This window comes from Amycolatopsis sp. NPDC049252 (assembly GCF_043197175.1).
Classification (GTDB): Bacteria; Actinomycetota; Actinomycetes; order Mycobacteriales; family Pseudonocardiaceae; genus Amycolatopsis.
The window spans coordinates 2,471-17,502 of record NZ_JBICSQ010000024.1; the positions used below are offsets into that span (position 1 = coordinate 2,471).

13 protein-coding genes and 1 pseudogene are annotated in these 15,032 nt (G+C 71.5%); 5 read left to right on the top strand and 9 right to left on the bottom strand.

The genetic code is table 11. The features are described 5' to 3' along the window. Positions 1-182 precede the first annotated feature (182 nt). Positions 183-812 carry a DedA family protein gene (locus ACGFMK_RS24505; protein WP_392767357.1) on the top strand — a complete coding sequence of 210 codons (630 nt, stop codon included), beginning with the start codon at positions 183-185 and terminating at the stop codon, positions 810-812. 237 nt (positions 813-1,049) lie between these two features. Beyond that, positions 1,050-1,886, top strand: coding sequence for an undecaprenyl-diphosphate phosphatase (locus ACGFMK_RS24510; protein ID WP_392767360.1), 837 nt, complete (start codon positions 1,050-1,052; stop codon positions 1,884-1,886). Between the two features lie 5 nt (positions 1,887-1,891). Here the strand turns inward: ACGFMK_RS24510 and ACGFMK_RS24515 are convergent, their stop codons facing one another. Continuing rightward, the gene (locus ACGFMK_RS24515) at positions 1,892-3,118 is read right to left on the bottom strand and encodes an alpha/beta hydrolase (RefSeq protein WP_392767363.1); all 1,227 of its coding nucleotides are present in this window, start codon (positions 3,116-3,118) and stop codon (positions 1,892-1,894) included. A 407-nt stretch (positions 3,119-3,525) separates the two neighbouring features. Here ACGFMK_RS24515 and ACGFMK_RS24520 point away from each other — a divergent pair, with 407 nt between their 5' ends. Together ACGFMK_RS24520 and ppdK are read left to right on the top strand one after the other, a co-directional pair. Then, entirely contained in the window at positions 3,526-3,903 is a 378-nt protein-coding gene (locus tag ACGFMK_RS24520; protein ID WP_392767365.1) for a hypothetical protein, read from the top strand. Between the two features lie 277 nt (positions 3,904-4,180). Next, complete coding sequence (ppdK, locus tag ACGFMK_RS24525; RefSeq protein WP_392767368.1) at positions 4,181-6,862, top strand: pyruvate, phosphate dikinase; 2,682 nt, start codon at positions 4,181-4,183, stop codon at positions 6,860-6,862. 62 nt (positions 6,863-6,924) lie between these two features. Here the strand turns inward: ppdK and ACGFMK_RS24530 are convergent, their stop codons facing one another. From ACGFMK_RS24530 to ACGFMK_RS24555, 6 genes and pseudogenes are all read right to left on the bottom strand, one after another. After that, positions 6,925-7,245 carry a hypothetical protein gene (locus tag ACGFMK_RS24530; protein WP_392767371.1) on the bottom strand — a complete coding sequence of 107 codons (321 nt, stop codon included), beginning with the start codon at positions 7,243-7,245 and terminating at the stop codon, positions 6,925-6,927. A gap of 270 nt (positions 7,246-7,515) precedes the next feature. After that, entirely contained in the window at positions 7,516-8,703 is a 1,188-nt protein-coding gene (locus ACGFMK_RS24535; RefSeq protein WP_392767374.1) for a GAF domain-containing protein, read from the bottom strand. Positions 8,704-9,224: 521 nt separating this feature from the next. After that, positions 9,225-9,989, bottom strand: a pseudogene (locus tag ACGFMK_RS24540) (IS5 family transposase). 118 nt (positions 9,990-10,107) lie between these two features. After that, entirely contained in the window at positions 10,108-10,776 is a 669-nt protein-coding gene (locus tag ACGFMK_RS24545; RefSeq protein WP_392767376.1) for an NADPH-dependent F420 reductase, read from the bottom strand. 4 nt (positions 10,777-10,780) lie between these two features. Beyond that, on the bottom strand, positions 10,781-11,737 hold the full coding sequence (locus ACGFMK_RS24550; RefSeq protein WP_392767379.1) for an SDR family oxidoreductase: 957 nt from the start codon (positions 11,735-11,737) through the stop codon (positions 10,781-10,783). 39 nt (positions 11,738-11,776) lie between these two features. Then, positions 11,777-12,400, bottom strand: a complete 624-nt coding sequence (locus tag ACGFMK_RS24555) for an NADPH-dependent F420 reductase (RefSeq protein WP_392767382.1) — start codon at positions 12,398-12,400, stop codon at positions 11,777-11,779. Positions 12,401-12,536: 136 nt separating this feature from the next. On the opposite strand from ACGFMK_RS24555, the gene ACGFMK_RS24560 reads away from it, so the two are divergent. Further along, positions 12,537-13,442 carry a LysR family transcriptional regulator gene (locus ACGFMK_RS24560; protein ID WP_392767384.1) on the top strand — a complete coding sequence of 302 codons (906 nt, stop codon included), beginning with the start codon at positions 12,537-12,539 and terminating at the stop codon, positions 13,440-13,442. A gap of 20 nt (positions 13,443-13,462) precedes the next feature. Here ACGFMK_RS24560 and ACGFMK_RS24565 read toward each other — a convergent pair whose 3' ends face one another. Both ACGFMK_RS24565 and ACGFMK_RS24570 read right to left on the bottom strand, forming a co-directional pair. Beyond that, on the bottom strand, positions 13,463-14,365 hold the full coding sequence (locus ACGFMK_RS24565; protein ID WP_392767387.1) for a TIGR03619 family F420-dependent LLM class oxidoreductase: 903 nt from the start codon (positions 14,363-14,365) through the stop codon (positions 13,463-13,465). A 27-nt stretch (positions 14,366-14,392) separates the two neighbouring features. Beyond that, a complete protein-coding gene (locus ACGFMK_RS24570; protein ID WP_392767390.1) occupies positions 14,393-15,016 on the bottom strand; it encodes an NADPH-dependent F420 reductase in 624 nt (207 codons plus the stop codon). Between the last annotated feature and the right edge of the window lie 16 nt (positions 15,017-15,032).

A 15,032-nucleotide genomic window follows, 5' to 3' on the forward strand; every position in this document is an offset into this window, starting at 1 on the left:
GGGGGGGCGGGCCGGGCGGGCGGGGCGGGGGGGGGGGGGCGGGGGGCGGGGGGGGGGGGGGGGGGGGGGGGGGGGGGGGGGGGGCGGGGGGCCCCCCCCCCCCCACCCCTGCACTCCCCGTGCAATACGACACAGGTGTAGAAATACTACGTACGTGTCGAAGATGGAGGGCGGTCCGAGCGATGAACCCGTTGAGCGCGACATCCTGGTTGTCGAGCCTCGGCGCGGCCGGTGTGTTCCTCGTCCTGTTCGCCGAAACCGGCCTGCTGATCGGGTTCTTCCTGCCCGGCGACTCCCTGCTCTTCACCGCGGGCCTGTTCTGCACGACCAGCGCGACGGCCGCCGTGCACCTCTCCCTGCCCTTGGTGCTGATCGCGTCCGTCGCGGGCGCGCTCCTGGGTGCGCAGAGCGGATTCCTCATCGGACGGCGTGGTGGCCGCGCCCTCCTGGCCAGGACCCGCAACCAGCACCTGCATCGAGGGTTGACCAGGGCCGAAGAACTCTTCGGCCGCTACGGCCACGCCAAGGCCATCGTGCTCGCGCGGTTCATCCCCGTGGTCCGCACGGTCCTGAACCCGCTCGCCGGCATCCTCGCCGTGCCGGCCCGCACCTTCGTGGTGTGGCAGGTCGTCGGCGGCCTGCTCTGGTCGGTCGGCGTCACGCTCGCCGGGTACGTCCTCGGGTCGAGCGTTCCCGGGGTCGACCAGTACCTGCTGCCGATCATCGCGCTCGTCGTGATCGTGTCGCTCATTCCGCTCGGCCTCGAACTGCTCCGGAACCGCAAGCAGCGCAACGAGGCCGACGGCTCTTAGCCGGTCATCGGCACTTCGCCGCACTTCGGCGAACCCGGGCTTCGTCACCGTGAAACACGGCTGAACGCTGTCGTCGCGGATTTTTCCCGCCCGGAAGGGGCGCCTGCTCAGGCCGTCGGACGGTTGCCTATTCTGGCCACCGCACGACGGCCGAGCCCCCGCACCACTGCTTTCCCGCGCGGATCCGTTACGGATCCCGCCCCCAGACCGCCGTCCTCCTCAGAAGGAACAGTTCCCGTGAGCGTGATCGACATCGGCCAATCCGTGATCCTCGGCGTCGTGGAAGGCCTGACCGAGTTCCTCCCCGTGTCGTCCACGGGACACCTGAAGATCACCGAAGGACTGCTCGGCATTCCCGTCGACGACCAGTCCGTGGTCGGTTACACCGCGGTGATCCAGGTCGGCGCGATCGCCGCCGTGCTCGTCTACTTCTTCCGCGACATCGCGCGGTTCGCCGGAGCGTGGGGCCGGGGGCTCTTCAACGCCGAGGCCCGTCAGGAACACGACTACAAGTTCTCGTGGTGGGTCATTTTCGCGACGATCCCGATCGTGGTGGCCGGGCTGTTGTTCCAGTCGCTGGTCAAGGGTCCGTTGGCGTCGTTGTGGGTGGTCGCGGCCTCGCTGATCGGGGGCAGCGCGGTCATGTGGGTCGCGGACCGCTTCGGCACGGGCAAGCGCGCCGAAGGCGACGTCACCCTGCTCGACGCGATGCTCGTGGGCGCGTCCCAGATCCTGGCGCTGCTCTTCCCGGGGTTCTCCCGGTCCGGGGCGACGATCTCGACCGGCCTGCTGCGCGGCCTCGACCGCGTCGCCGCGACGCGGCTGTCGTTCTTCCTGTCGATTCCCGCGCTGACCGGTGCCGGGCTGTACGAGCTGAAGGACGCGCTGGGCGGCAGTCTCGACGTCGTGCCGCTGGTGGTCGGGACCATGGTGTCGTTCGTGGTGGCGTACGGGGCCATCGCGTGGCTGCTGAAGTTCGTGGCCGGCCACACGTTCACGGCGTTCGTCGTCTACCGGGTCGTCGTCGGTGTGGCGTTGCTGGCCCTGCTGGGCACCGGCGTGCTCCACGGCTGACCGGTTCAGGGTGTCGTGCGCTGCACCTCGACCTGGGGATACGGTGACGGCGTGCCCAGCACCGCTTCGGGGCGTCCGCGGACCACGTGGTCGACGAACGCGCCGAGGTAGGCGTTGGTGACGGTGAGGGCGACCCGGCCGTCGATCGGGCCGAGCGCCAGCAGGAGATCGGCCGGCGCGGCCAGGTAGTAGGCGCCGTAGTCGGTGAAGGCGAAGTGCTCGGCCCCGGCGAGCCGATAGCACCAGACAGGCCCGGTGCCGGCGTCCACCAGGGATCGCGCCGCATCCTGATCGGCGTGGTCGCTTGGCGTGGCCGGCTCGCAGATTCCGGTGATGCAGGAGTCCTGGCTGCCGATGAGCATCAGCGGTTTGGCGAGTCCGGAGTGGACGACGGTGCCGTACTGGGTGCCGTCGAGGTCGGCGGCGCCGGCGCAGTGCGGGTCGGTGCGGCAGGCCTCGAGGGCCGCGGCCCCGCCGAAGGAATGGCCGAGGTAGACGGTCGAGGCGGTGTCGACGTGGCCGGCGAACCGGCCCTGCGCCTGAAGCTGCGCGGCCTGTGCCGCGGTGAAGCGAGCGTCGGCCGCCCAGATGCCGACCAGCCGGTCGCCCGCGGCCTGCGCCTGGCCCTGGTGCAGGTCGGCGGAGTCGAACGCCGGCGGGTTGCCGGCTTCGTCGGAAGGCACGGTCGTTCCGTCGAGGACGGTCAGGTTCGCGCTGTAGGTGGGGGTGACCCCCGCGACCAGATATCCGTGGGAGGCGAGGTTTTCCGCGATCGTGGTGTACTGCGGCGCGGCGAACCCGAGTCCCGGTTCCAGGACGACGACGGGGAACCGGCCGGCCGCGACGGGAACGTCGGCGACCGCGTGGACGCGGATGTCGTCGAAACCGGTCTCACTCCAGGCGAGTACGCCGCCGAAGTGAAGTCCCGCCCACCCTCCGGGCGCGTACGGAGCGGATCTCGTCCCCGGCCCCGGCGCGGCGGGGTACCAGAGCCAGACCGACAACCGCCGTGGCGAGCCGGGTTGCGGCGCGAGCGAGTCGACGCGGGCGTGGTCGGTCAACTCGGTGATGGTGCGGCCGACGGGGTAAGGGCCGGTCGGAGCGGGCAGGCTTACCGGTTGTGCCGCGCGGATCGCGGCGTAGCCGACGTAGGCGATGAGCAGCAGGGCCACGGCGAAAAGGAGCTGCCACGCGCGACGCAGGTGCCGCTTGTGGGGCAGGTGCTCGTCCATGGCCGAATAGTACAGGACGCGTACTACGTGACGCGTACTATCCGGCCGGTGTGCGGCCGGTCCTCGGACTCCACGAGTTACCGCGAGCTCGTCGTGATCGCGCAGGGTTTCCGGCCTCGCCCGCCGGTGGGCAGAAGGACCCTCGAACGCGGGCCTTTACGTCCTGCCGGCGGCGCGAGACGCGTGGGTACGGTCCTTGCGGCCCTTGATTTCCCCGAGCAGCACCCGACGCGTCGGAGGTGAGCGGCGATGTCCCGAACGATTCTTCTCCTCGTGGGAGTTGCCGCCGTCGGGCTCGTCGTGCGTGGTTTCGCGGGTTTCCCGGCGCACGCCGTGTCTGGCAACGGGTCGGTGAGTCCGAGGGGCGGAGACGGGTCCGGCCGGCGCGGGCGGGTGTGGTTGCCACCGTGGCTTCTTTCCTCGCGGGTGTGGTGGCCGTGGCCGCGGCCGGGTGGTGGGTCCGGCGGCGAGCGCCGTCCCCGGTGGCGCGCGGCGCGCGCCGGCCGGCGGTGAGCGTCCGCTCGACCGTGGCCGGCTCGGCCACCGCGGAACTTTGCCTGGTCTGGCGCCGCAGTCACGAGGAGCTGGCGCGCCTGCCGGACGAAGACCCGGCCCGCGGGCGGCTGGCCGCGATCCGGCAGGTCCTGCTGGACGAGCTGGAAAGCCGCGAGGCCGCGGGGTTCCGCCGGTGGCTGGACAACGGCGCGATGGCCGGCGCCGATCCGCTCCCGTACCTGCGCGTGGAACACGGCCTCGCCGAACCTGGCCCTCCCGGAGTGGCCTGACGGGCGCCGGAAGACCAGCCGGTGCGGGCCGGCCTCGGCGTCACCGGTGGGCGAGCGGTGCCGCAGAGCTCGGCGAACAACTCGGCGGCGCGACCCCGGCCGCCCGGGCCTCGAGTTCGAGGCTGCCGCGTCCGCACCGGCGCGGCCGGCTCCCTGGGTGAGGACCACGGTCATCCCGGTTGAGGACCTAGGGCACCCAGCGGCGGACCGTTGTGCGGTGTCCGGCGCGCCGGTGGATCGGTGTGATGGAGACGAACCCCGCGACCAGGAGATGACGATGCGCAAGTATGTGTACGACTTCGCCGAGGGCAATCGCTCCATGGCGGACCTGCTCGGCGGCAAGGGCGCGAACCTCGCCGAGATGACCGTGATGGGGCTGCCGGTACCGCCGGGGTTCACGATCACCACCGAGGCCTGCCGGGCCTACCTGGCGACCGGCGCGCCACCCGAGGGGCTGACCGAGGAGGTGGGGGAGCACCTGCACGCGCTGGAGCGGGCCATGGGCCGCAAGCTCGGGCAGGTCGACGAGCCACTGCTGGTCTCGGTCCGCTCCGGCGCGCGGTTCTCGATGCCGGGGATGATGGACACCGTCCTCGACATCGGGTTGACCGACGAGTCGGTGGCCGGGCTCGCCGCGTGGTCGGGCGACGAGCGGCTGGCGTGGGACTCCTACCGGCGGCTGGTGCAGATGTTCGGCACGACGGTGCTGGGTGTCGACGCGATCCACTTCACCGGCGCGTTGCGCGCGGTGAAGCAGGCGAAGGGCGTCAGCGGTGATCTCGAGCTGGACGCGGCCGATCTGCGGGCGCTCACCGCGACGTTCAAGGACATCGTCCGCGAGCAGGCGGGCCGGGAGTTCCCGCAGGACCCGCGGGAGCAGCTGGACCTGGCGATCATGTCGGTGTTCCAGTCGTGGAACACCGACCGTGCCCACGTGTACCGCCGGGCCGAGCACATCCCCGAGGACCTGGGGACCGCGGTGAACGTGTGCGCGATGGTGTTCGGCAACCTGGGCGAGGACTCCGGTACGGGCGTCGCGTTCACCCGCGACCCGGCCACCGGCGAACCCGGCGTCTACGGCGACTACCTCGCCGACGCCCAGGGCGAGGACGTCGTGGCCGGCATCCGCAACACCCTGCCCCTGCACCGGCTCGCCGAGCTGCACCCGCGACCCTACGAACAGCTCACCGGGATCATGCGGACCCTGGAAGAGCACTACCGCGACCTGTGCGACATCGAGTTCACCATCGAGCGGGGCAGGCTCTGGATGCTGCAGACCCGGGTCGGCAAGCGCACCGCGGCCGCCGCGTTCCGCATCGCCGAGGCCCTGCGCGAGGAAGGCGTGATCGACGCCGACGAGGCGCTGCGGCGGGTCACCGGTGCACAGCTGGCGCAGCTGATGTTCCCCCGCTTCGCCGGCACCGCCACGCATCCCGTCGCCACCGGCGTCGCCGCGTCTCCGGGGGCGGCGGTCGGCGAGGTCGTGTTCGACTCGGCCACCGCGGTCCGCCGGGCCGAGGAAGGTGCCGCGGTCATCCTGGTGCGGAAGGAAACCAATCCGGACGATCTCGACGGGCTCATCCACGCTCGCGGCGTGCTCACCAGCCGCGGCGGCAAGACGTCGCACGCCGCCGTCGTCGCGCGCGGGCTGGGACGGACCTGCGTGTGTGGAGCCGAGTCCCTGAACGTCGACGCCGCGAACCGCCGGTTCACGACCGCGGACGGCACGGTCGTCGCCGAGGGTGACGTGATTTCGATCGACGGGACCGCGGGCGAGGTGTACCTCGGCGAGCTGGCCGTGGTGCCGTCCCCGGTCGTCGACTACTTCGAAGGCCGCCGCCCGCCCGGGAGCGACGCCCTGCTGCAGGCGGTCGACCGGATCATCACCCATGCCGACGCGCGACGCCGGCTGGAGGTGCGGGCGAACGCCGACACCGCGGAGGACACGCGACGGGCCCGGCGTCTCGGCGCGACCGGCGTCGGGCTGTGCCGCACGGAGCACATGTTCCTCGGTGACCGGCGGGTCCTGGTCGAACGGCTGATCCTCGCCGAGACCGACGCCGAGCGCGAATCCGCGCTCGCGGCGCTGCTTCCCCTGCAGCGCGAGGACTTCGTGCGGATCCTCGAGGAGATGGACGGGCTGCCGGTGACGATCCGGCTGCTGGACCCGCCGCTGCACGAGTTCCTGCCCGACCGCACCGCGCTGACCGCCCAGGTGGCGGTGGCCCAGGCCCTCGGCCGGGCGGACGCGCCGGAGACCCTGCTGCGCGCGGTCGACCGGCTGCACGAGCAGAACCCGATGCTGGGCACCCGCGGGGTCCGGCTGGGGCTGGTCGTGCCGGGCCTCTACGAGATGCAGGTACGCGCCGTCGCCGAAGCCGCCGCGACCCGGGTCCGTGCGGGCGGGACGCCGCGCGTGGAGATCATGATCCCCCTGGTCGGCGACGTGCGGGAACTCGACATCATGGCCGGGCGCGCCCGGCGGATCCTCGACGCGGTCGCCGCCGGGACGGAGTTCCCGTACGAGATCGGCACCATGATCGAGCTGCCCCGGGCCGCGCTGACCGCGGGCCGCATCGCCGGTTCGGCCGAGTTCTTCTCCTTCGGCACCAACGACCTGACCCAGACCGTGTGGGGTTTCTCCCGCGACGACGTCGAAGCGTCGTTCTTCCCCACCTACATCGCCGAAGGCATCTTCGGGGTGTCGCCGTTCGAGACGATCGACCGGGAGGGCGTCGGCAAGCTCATCGCCGAGGCCGTGGAAGCGGGCCGGGCCGCCCGCCCGGACCTCGTCCTGGGCGTGTGCGGCGAACACGGCGGCGACCCCGCGTCGATCGGGTTCTTCCACGAGGTGGGCCTCGACTACGTGTCCTGCTCGCCCTTCCGCGTGCCCGTTGCCCGGCTCGAGGCCGGCCGCGCCGCCGTCGGACAGGCCGACAGCGCCGTCGACAACCGCTAGCGTCGCGCATCCGTGGATCGTGGCGTGCGCGCGCCAGGCCGGCCGAGCCGCGGGCGATCTCGCTAGGACCCGATGGGCTCCGTCGAGCGCGCCGCCGCCGGGACGTCGGGTTCGAGCGGTGCGGGGCCGGCGAGGTCCGGGTAGGAACCGCTGACCGCGAAGCGCTGCTGGACGACCGCGAGGGCGTAGGTGAGCACGAGGTGAGCCGTGCGTGCCTGCCGCACATCCGGGTCGTCACGCCCGGCGCGGCCCAGTACGAGGCTCGCCTCCCGGCTCAACCAGCGGTTCCGCTCGCGGCGCAGGGCGACGACTTCCGGCCGTGCCGGGGCAGGTTCGGGAAACGGCGTGTCCGGCGGGGGCGAATGTTTTCGGGAACACCTCATGCACTCCATGGTAAAGACAACGGTGGCGAGTTTTCCGCTGAGCGATGGGACATTCGGACCGGTGTTTTCGTTTTTCCTGATATCTCGGCATCGAATCCTGGCACGCCGCCGGACGGGTGGAACATTTTCCGACTCGAGCGGGCCGGGGACCGCCGGTGCGGATCCGGAAAGCCCGCGCGATGGCATGACCCGTTCGTGGGCGCCGAGCCGGTTCAGGATGGGCGCGGACGAGTCGGAGATCGCCGTCCACGGTGCGCGAATGCGGTTCTTTCAGTCGAGTGCCGGCGCCGGGCGGCGCAGGGGATCGGAGATCCACGTCATCCGGACCTGCTGGGGCCCGGGGGTGTCGATCCGGTGGATGCCGCCGAGTTCGTCGGTGATGGTCTGCAGGGCGGTGAGCGGGGCGGCGTCGTCTTCGGGGCTTGGTGGCCGGCCGTAGTAGCCGACGGTCAAGGCGAGCTGTTCCTGGGTCGTCGTGCGGGTGGCGATGTCGACGGTGCGGGTGTAGCCGAGTCGGTCGGCCATGAGGAGCGCGATGGCGAGCCAGCGGCCGATCAGGTCGACCGTCGTGGCCGGCAGTTCGCCCGGCAGCGGATCGTGCACGGTGATCTGCTCGACCAGCTCCAGCGGCCGGGCGACCGTGGAGCACGTGTGCAGCAGGCGGGTGAGCAGAGGACCGGTCTCGTCGGCGGTGTTCGCCGGGTCGGCTTCGAGAGCACCGAACACGTGCTGACGGGTCGCGGTGATGGCCGTGGTGAGCGGGGTGAGCTGGGGCCAGTGCCGGGGCGGCAGCTGGGCGTGCAGTTGTTCGGTGACGAATTGGATCGCGGCCAGGTCGTGTCCGGTCACCTCGTGCAGGACGGTCGTGAGCCGGTCGTGGGCGGCGGCGTGCCGGGCCTCGATCCGGGCGGCGGTCGTGGCGGCGGCGGTGATCGCGGTCCACGCCTGGCGGGCGTACTCGGCGAAGAACTCGAGTTCGGCGGCGGGGAACTGGTCGGCGCCGGGGGGACGGCCGACCAGGAGAGTCCCGTCCCATTCCCCGGTTTCGGTGTAGAGGGGGGCGACCATGCTCGGCCCGATACCGGCTTTGCGGGCGGACTGGACGGTCCGCGGGTCCGAGGCGGTGTCGGCGACCCGGATGGCTTGGCTTTCGCGCCGGGTCAGCGCCGAGACCGATCCCTCGAGCGGGATGAGCCTGCCGGTCCACTCGGCGCCGTCACCGGTCGCGGCCGCGATCCGCAGCCAGCCCGGCAGGGGGACGCACAAGGTCACCGCCGCCGAACCGGACCCGGCGCAGCGGCGCGCGCCGTCGACGAGCAGGCTGAACACTCCAGCCAGACCTGGGCTGTTGATACCGGAACCGCCGAGTTCGGCGCCGGCCAGCGCCGTCAGCACCGCTGTCAGGGCTCGCTGCCAGGTTGTCGGCAGCTCTGTCGCCGCGATGCTCCTGCTTGTCATTGCCCACCACCTATTTCTTCGTCCGTGGCGCACTCGCATCGATCGGTGCCATTGCCCGGTGATCGACGGGGCGATCTCGGTGTCGTTGATATTTCAACTCTAGTAAGGGACGGTGGCGGGAGCCAGTGTGCTTCGTGGCTGCTTCGAATTCACCCGAACGGAGCACGGTGACGCTGGTCTAGCGATTTCGCGGCATTTCCGAAAGTCATTTTCCGACTCCGCTGGAAAGGAGTAAGCAAGCGGATATACGGTTTCCGGCGCGCATCCGGACAGCGCTTGAGGGTTGCCGGTGGCGGCTGGACGGCCGGCAACGCCAAGGACGGCTCGGCTGTCACTCGCAGATGGCTGGTGGCGCCCTCCATCCACCGGTCGCAAGTGTCCGTGCCACCGAGGACGTCGAAGCGGGGTCACCCTGGACTGCGACGTCCTGACCGTCGCCGGCAACGGCCTCCGCATCATGGTCCATGGCGACGCCCGGCACGCCGGATGCCTCGCGCTCGTGTCCGTCATCGGCCAAGGAGTCAGTTCGGAATGAGTTTGCGGAGGCAGATCACGGAGCAGGCGATGCTGAGGATGGCTTGGTGCACGTCGGCTCGTCGTTCGGTGCGGATGCGCAGCCGGCGGACGTTTTTGAGCCAGGCGAAGCTGCGTTCGACGGGCCAGCGGATGGTGTCCAGCCTTGAGCCGTGTTCGGTGCCGCGTCGGGCGATGAGCGGGGTGATGCCGCGGGCGCTGACCAGTCGGCGGCCCTTGTCGTGGTCGTAGCCGCGGTCAGCGTGGAGCCGGCACGGGCGGCGGCGTGGCTTGCCGACCGCGCCGCGGATCGATGGGATGGCGTCGAGCAGCGGGATCAGCTGGGTGACGTCATTGCGATGACCGCCGGTGAGCGTGACCGAGCGGAGTGCCGTGGGCGTCGGTGATCAGGTGGTGTTGGGCGCCGGGTTTGCGGCGGTCGACCGGGCTGGGGCCGGTGTGATCCCCCCTTTGAGGGCCCGCAGGTGGGTGGAGTCGACCAGCACGGCTGAGAGGTCCAGCAGGTCGACGGCACGCAGTTCGGCGAGCAGGCGTTCGTTCAGCTGCTGCCCGACGCCGGCCTCGTGCCATTCGGTCAGCCGCCGCCAGCAGGTGACCCCGGAGGCGCCGAACAGCGCGGTGGGCAGGCGGTTCCAGCCGATGCCGGTGCGGATGACGTACAGGATGCCTTCCAGCGCGGCGCGGTCGTCGGCGCGTTTGCGACCCGGGTAGCGGAACCGCCGGGGGTGCAGCGGAAGGACCTCCTCGCGCATACCAAGATTCTGGAAAGCATGGCAGTCCAAGCAAAGACGACACGCCGACTCATTCTGAACCGACTCCCAAGCCGCTCGGTGTGGCCGTCGCTCCACAGTGGATCGCCGCGGCCGGGGGTCACCGCGTCGCGGTGGCCAGGGCCGCGCGGATGGCGTTCTCGTCGGCCGGCTCGCCCTTCTCGTCCGAGTACGGCCCGTAGGGCGTCCCCCACACCGGCGTGCCCGTGGCCTGCCGCCAGCTGCCGGCCAGGGATCCCGCGTCCACGACGCCGTACCCGAGGGACTCGAGGAACGCGGTCACCGCCGCCTTCGCCGGTGCGGAGTCCCCGGCGATCGGCAGGTACGAGCGGTCGGGCGCCCCCGCCGGGCGGGCGAGGGACCGCAGGTGCTTGAAGAAGATGTTGTTGAACGCCTTCACGACCACGGCGTCCGGGAGGGACCGCCGCAGCAGCTCGCTCGAGGTGAGCGACGCGCTGTCGAGCTCGGGGATGGGCCCGTCGCGCTCGGGGCCGTAGTTGCCCGTGTCGATGACCGTCTTCCCGGCCAGCGGCAGGGCGGACAACTCGGGGAACGCCTTGACCGGCACCGAGACCACGACGATGTCACCGGCCGCCGCGGCCTCCCCGCTCGTCGCCGCGAACGCCCGTGGACCCAGTTCCGCGACGGTGTCCGCGAGCGTTTCGGGACCCCGCGAGTTGCTGAGCACGACCCGGTGCCCGGCCTCGACGGCGAGCCGCGCGACGGTGCTGCCGATGTTCCCGCTGCCGATGAATCCGACGGTCGTCATGTCCTCAGCGTCCTTCGGTCGAGCCGGCGGGGAAGTAGTGGCCGTTGTCCAGATCGGCGAGCAGGTCGGGCTGAACCGGCTCCCAGCCGAGGGTCCGGCGGGTGATGAGGCTGGACACCGGAAGGTCGAGCGTGACCACAGCCGAGAGGAATCCGAAGTATCCCGGCAGCATCAGCTCGTCCGCGGGAATGCTCACGGCGGGCAGGCCCAGACGACCGCCGATGGCCTCGGCGATCTCGCGGAGCGGGACGCCGTCGCCCTCGACCGCGTGCCAGTACCGCCCGGCCGGGCCCTTCTCCAGCGCCAGGCGGAACACGGAGGCGGCGTCGCGGACGTGTGCCGCGTTCCACCGGTTCGCGCCGTCTCCGGGGTAGCCGGCGACGCCCTTCTCCTTCGCGACGGCGATCAACGTGGTGAGGAAGCCCGCATCGGCCGTGCTGTGCATGATGGTGGGAAGCCGCACCACCGAAGACCGCACCCCCCGCTCGGCGAGGTCGATCACGGCGGCTTCCACGACGTTGCGAGCCCGCAGAGTGCCCCTGTGCTCATCGCCGACCGGCAGGGCCGGGTCCTCTTCGGTGGCCGGCCGGCCCAGGATCTTCCCGTTCCCGGGCGAGCCGATGCTCCCCGCCGCGACCAGCGGCTTTCCGGTTCCCGCGAGGGCCTCGCCGTACGCGAGCACGATCGGGAGCTCCGCGGCGGCCACGGCGTCCATCCCGCCGGAGGGCAGCAGGTCCTGCCGGTGCGCGACGTGGACGACGCCGTCGGAATCCGCGGCCGCCTCCTTGAGGCCGTCGAGATCCTCGAGGTCGCCGCGACGCACCTTCGCGCCGAGCGCGGACAGCGCCGCCGCGGCCGTGTCCGACCGGGCCAGTCCGGTGACCTCGTGCCCGGCGGCGACGAGCTCGGGGATGATGTGCGATCCGGCGTGGCCGGTCCCGCCGGTGACGAAAACGCGCACTTGCTGCTCCAGGTGAGGGGGTAGACGGTGGTGGTGTGCTCAGCCGGAAAGGCTGACGCCGAGGGAGAAGTCGAAGGTCCCTGCGCCGTGGCGGCCCAGGCTGATCATCAGCAGACCGGCCCCTTCCAGCCAGCGCGCCATTTCCAGGCCGCCGGCGTCCAGCGGGCGCAGCCCGAGGCTCTCGACGAACGCGGACACGCTCGCCTTGGCCTGCGCGTCGTCGCCGGCGAAGAGCACGTCCAGCGAACCGCCCCGAGCCAGGACGTGACCGAAAACGGTGTTGAACGCCTTCACGACGTGCGTGCTCGCCGGGGCGGCCTCGGCGATCTCCTGCGCGCCGGAAGTGCCGTCCGGGGTGACCAGCCCCGTGGCGTCGGCGTTGGCGGTGTTCGAGATGTCGACGACGATCTTGCCGGCCAGCGTGTCCCCGTACTCGGTGACGACCGGCACGGAGCCGGCGTGCGGCACGGCGAGGATGACGAGGTCACCGGCGGGGGTGGTGCCGAACGTCCCGGCCGTGGCGCCGCCGCCGAGCGCGGCGGCCAGGTCCTTGGCCTTGGCCTCGTCGCGGCCGACGACCTCGACGGCATGGCCGCTCGCGACCGCGCGAGCGCCGATGGCGCGGGCCATGCCGCCCAGGCCGATGATGCTGATGCTGCTCATGGTGTACTGCCTTCCGGAGTGGATGAGGACGCCGTGGCCGTCCCTGAATCCGACGTTGCCATCGGCCTGATCAGCTGTCCAAGACCTCTTTCGGCCGCTGCGATACCCTGGAGGCATCGCCAGACCGGGAGGCACCGTGGACCTGGACCTGCGCAAGCTGCGCTACTTCGTCGCCGTCGCCGAGAAGCTCCACTTCGGCCGCGCCGCCGACGAACTGCACATCGCGCAGCCGGTGCTCAGCCGGCAGATCCGCGCCCTCGAAAAGGATCTCGGCGCCCCGCTGCTGACCCGGGACAGCCACGGCGTCACGCTGACCGACGCCGGCCGGCAGCTGCTGACCGACGCCGGCCCGCTGCTGGCCTCCGCGCACGCGGCCCGCCGCCGGGTGACCGTGGCCGCGCGGGGCGACCGGCGGCTGATGGTCGGCTTCCGGGCCGGCGTCGCGGTCACCCCGGCGGTGAACCTGTTCGCCGCCCGGCACCCGGACGTCCTGGTGGACGTGCAACGGATCGAAGGGGACGACCAGGCCCCGATGCTGCTCGACGGCCGCATCGACATCGGCTACGTGCGGCCGCCCATCGACGAGACCGGCCTGCGCGTCGTCCCGCTCTACACCGAGCCACGCGTGGCGGTGCTGCCCGCTGCCCACCGGCTGGCCGGCAAGGAGGAAGTCACCGAGGCCGACCTGGCCGGTGAGCCGCTGGTCTGGCACGCCGGCCCGAGCACGCAGCCCACCCGGCACCCGCACCCCAACGCCGGGTACCGGGCGCGCGGGGTGGACGAAACGCTCGAGCACGTCGCGGCCGGCCGGGGCATCTCGTTCCTGGCCCGTTCGGCGACCGTGTTCTACTCACATCCGGAAGTCGTTTACGTGCCCGTCCCGGATCTGGCGCCCGACGAGGTGTGCCTCGCGGTGGCGGCCTCGCGCAACTCGCCGGTGATCGACGATTTCTTCGCCGCGGCTCAGGCGGCCGCCGAAGTCACCGCGGAATGCGGGAACTACGCTATGTGGCAGCGTGGGGGCGAAACCGCGGCACAATGATTCCGAGGCACCTTCGCCGGTCACAACCGGCCGGTACGCGCGATCACCTGCCCGGCGAAGTCGAGCATCCGGTCGAGGCTGGGAAGCACCGCGAAGGCGTCCACGTACGCCTCGTCCATCCCGGATTCGGCGTGCCGCTTCAGCTTGTCCGCGAGTGAGCCGGCGGACGTGCCCGGGCCGACGTTGATGCGCATGGCCTTCTTCAGCGCGTCGGGATCGCGGCCGGCGTCCTGTGCCGCGCGGCGCGCGATCGACCACAGGTGCTCGGCGTTCTCGTCCCGGCCGGAGATCGAGGCGGCGGCCGGCGGCCCCTCGACCGCGAGCCAGCCGGTGCCGAGGCGGCCGACCCGGCGCATCGCGGCTTCGCTGGCCCCGCCGATCCAGACGGGCGGCCCACCCGCCTGGACGGGGCGCAGGTCGGCGTGGACCGGCGGCAGCGAGAGGAACTCGCTGTCCCAGGACACCGGGGTGGTCGTCCACCACGCTTGCAGGAACGCCAGCATGTCGTCGAGCATCCTGCCGCGCCGGTGCCAGTCCGCGTTGCGGGCGATGTCGTACTCCTGCTTCAGCCACCCCAGCCCGACGCCGAGGCCTAGCCGGCCGTCGCTGAGCACGTCGAGCGTGGTCAGCAGCCGGGCGAGGTGTGGTGGCTCGTAGTAGAACGTGCTGAGCGTGCTGAAGTTCAGCCGTATCCGGCCGGTCGCCGTCGCGGCGGCCGTCAACAGCAGCAGCGGATCGAGGTAGCGGCCCATCTGCGGCCCGTGCGTCAGGTAGGTGCGGTCCATGTCGACCGGGGTGACCAGGCGATCGCCGACCCACAGGGTGTCGTAGCCGAGGTCCTCGAGCTCGCGGCAGAACGCACCCAGGCCGGCGGCGCTGCCGATGGCGGGCCCGACGACGGGAAGGGTGAAACCGAGTTTCATGGGGGGGTTTCCTCCGGTCGGTACGGGTCAGCCGGTGAATTCGTCGACGCCGAGGGCGAAGTCCCCGTGACCGACCCCGTGGCCGGCGAGGCTCACCGTGATCAGGCCCATGCCTTCCAGCCAGTGCGCCATCTTCAGGGCGCCGACGTCCAGCGGGCGCAGCCCGAGGCTCGTGACGAACTCCGCCACGCTCGCCTTGGCCGGTGCGTCGTCGCCGGCGATGAAGACGGTTGGCCGGCCGTTCTCGAGGACACCGCGGAGGATGGTGTTGAACGCCTTCACCACGCTGGCACTTGCCGGGGCCACCTTGGCGGCCTCCTGCGCGATCGAGGCCTCCTCGCGGTGGGCGAGCCCGTCGAACGTGGCGTTAAAGGGGTTGCTGATGTCGACGATGACCTTGCCGGCGAGGGCGTCTCCGTATTCGCTGACGACCGGGACGACACCGTCGTACAGCAGGGCCGTGATGACGATGTCCCCGGCCGGGACGGCGCCCCACTTGCCCGTCGTCACGCCGCTGCCCAGAGCCTTGGCCAGGTCGTCGGCCTTGGCCTGGTCGCGGCCCATGACCTCGACGGTGTTGCCGCCCGCCACCGCGAGCGTGCCGAGGGTGCGGGCCATGTTTCCGGTACCGATGAGGGTGATGGTGCTCATGAGGTGTGCTCTCTTT

Excerpts from the sequence above, each read along its gene's own strand:
- ACGFMK_RS24565 (WP_392767387.1), bottom strand. The coding sequence starts at position 14,365 with ATGAAACTCGGTTTCACCCTTCCCGTCGTCGGGCCCGCCATCGGCAGC.
- ACGFMK_RS24530 (WP_392767371.1), bottom strand. The coding sequence starts at position 7,245 with ATGAGGTGTTCCCGAAAACATTCGCCCCCGCCGGACACGCCGTTTCCC.
- ACGFMK_RS24545 (WP_392767376.1), bottom strand. The coding sequence starts at position 10,776 with ATGACGACCGTCGGATTCATCGGCAGCGGGAACATCGGCAGCACCGTC.
- ppdK (WP_392767368.1), top strand. The coding sequence starts at position 4,181 with ATGCGCAAGTATGTGTACGACTTCGCCGAGGGCAATCGCTCCATGGCG.
- ACGFMK_RS24570 (WP_392767390.1), bottom strand. The coding sequence starts at position 15,016 with ATGAGCACCATCACCCTCATCGGTACCGGAAACATGGCCCGCACCCTC.
- ACGFMK_RS24505 (WP_392767357.1), top strand. The coding sequence starts at position 183 with ATGAACCCGTTGAGCGCGACATCCTGGTTGTCGAGCCTCGGCGCGGCC.
- ACGFMK_RS24515 (WP_392767363.1), bottom strand. The coding sequence starts at position 3,118 with ATGGACGAGCACCTGCCCCACAAGCGGCACCTGCGTCGCGCGTGGCAG.
- ACGFMK_RS24535 (WP_392767374.1), bottom strand. The coding sequence starts at position 8,703 with ATGACAAGCAGGAGCATCGCGGCGACAGAGCTGCCGACAACCTGGCAG.
- ACGFMK_RS24555 (WP_392767382.1), bottom strand. The coding sequence starts at position 12,400 with ATGAGCAGCATCAGCATCATCGGCCTGGGCGGCATGGCCCGCGCCATC.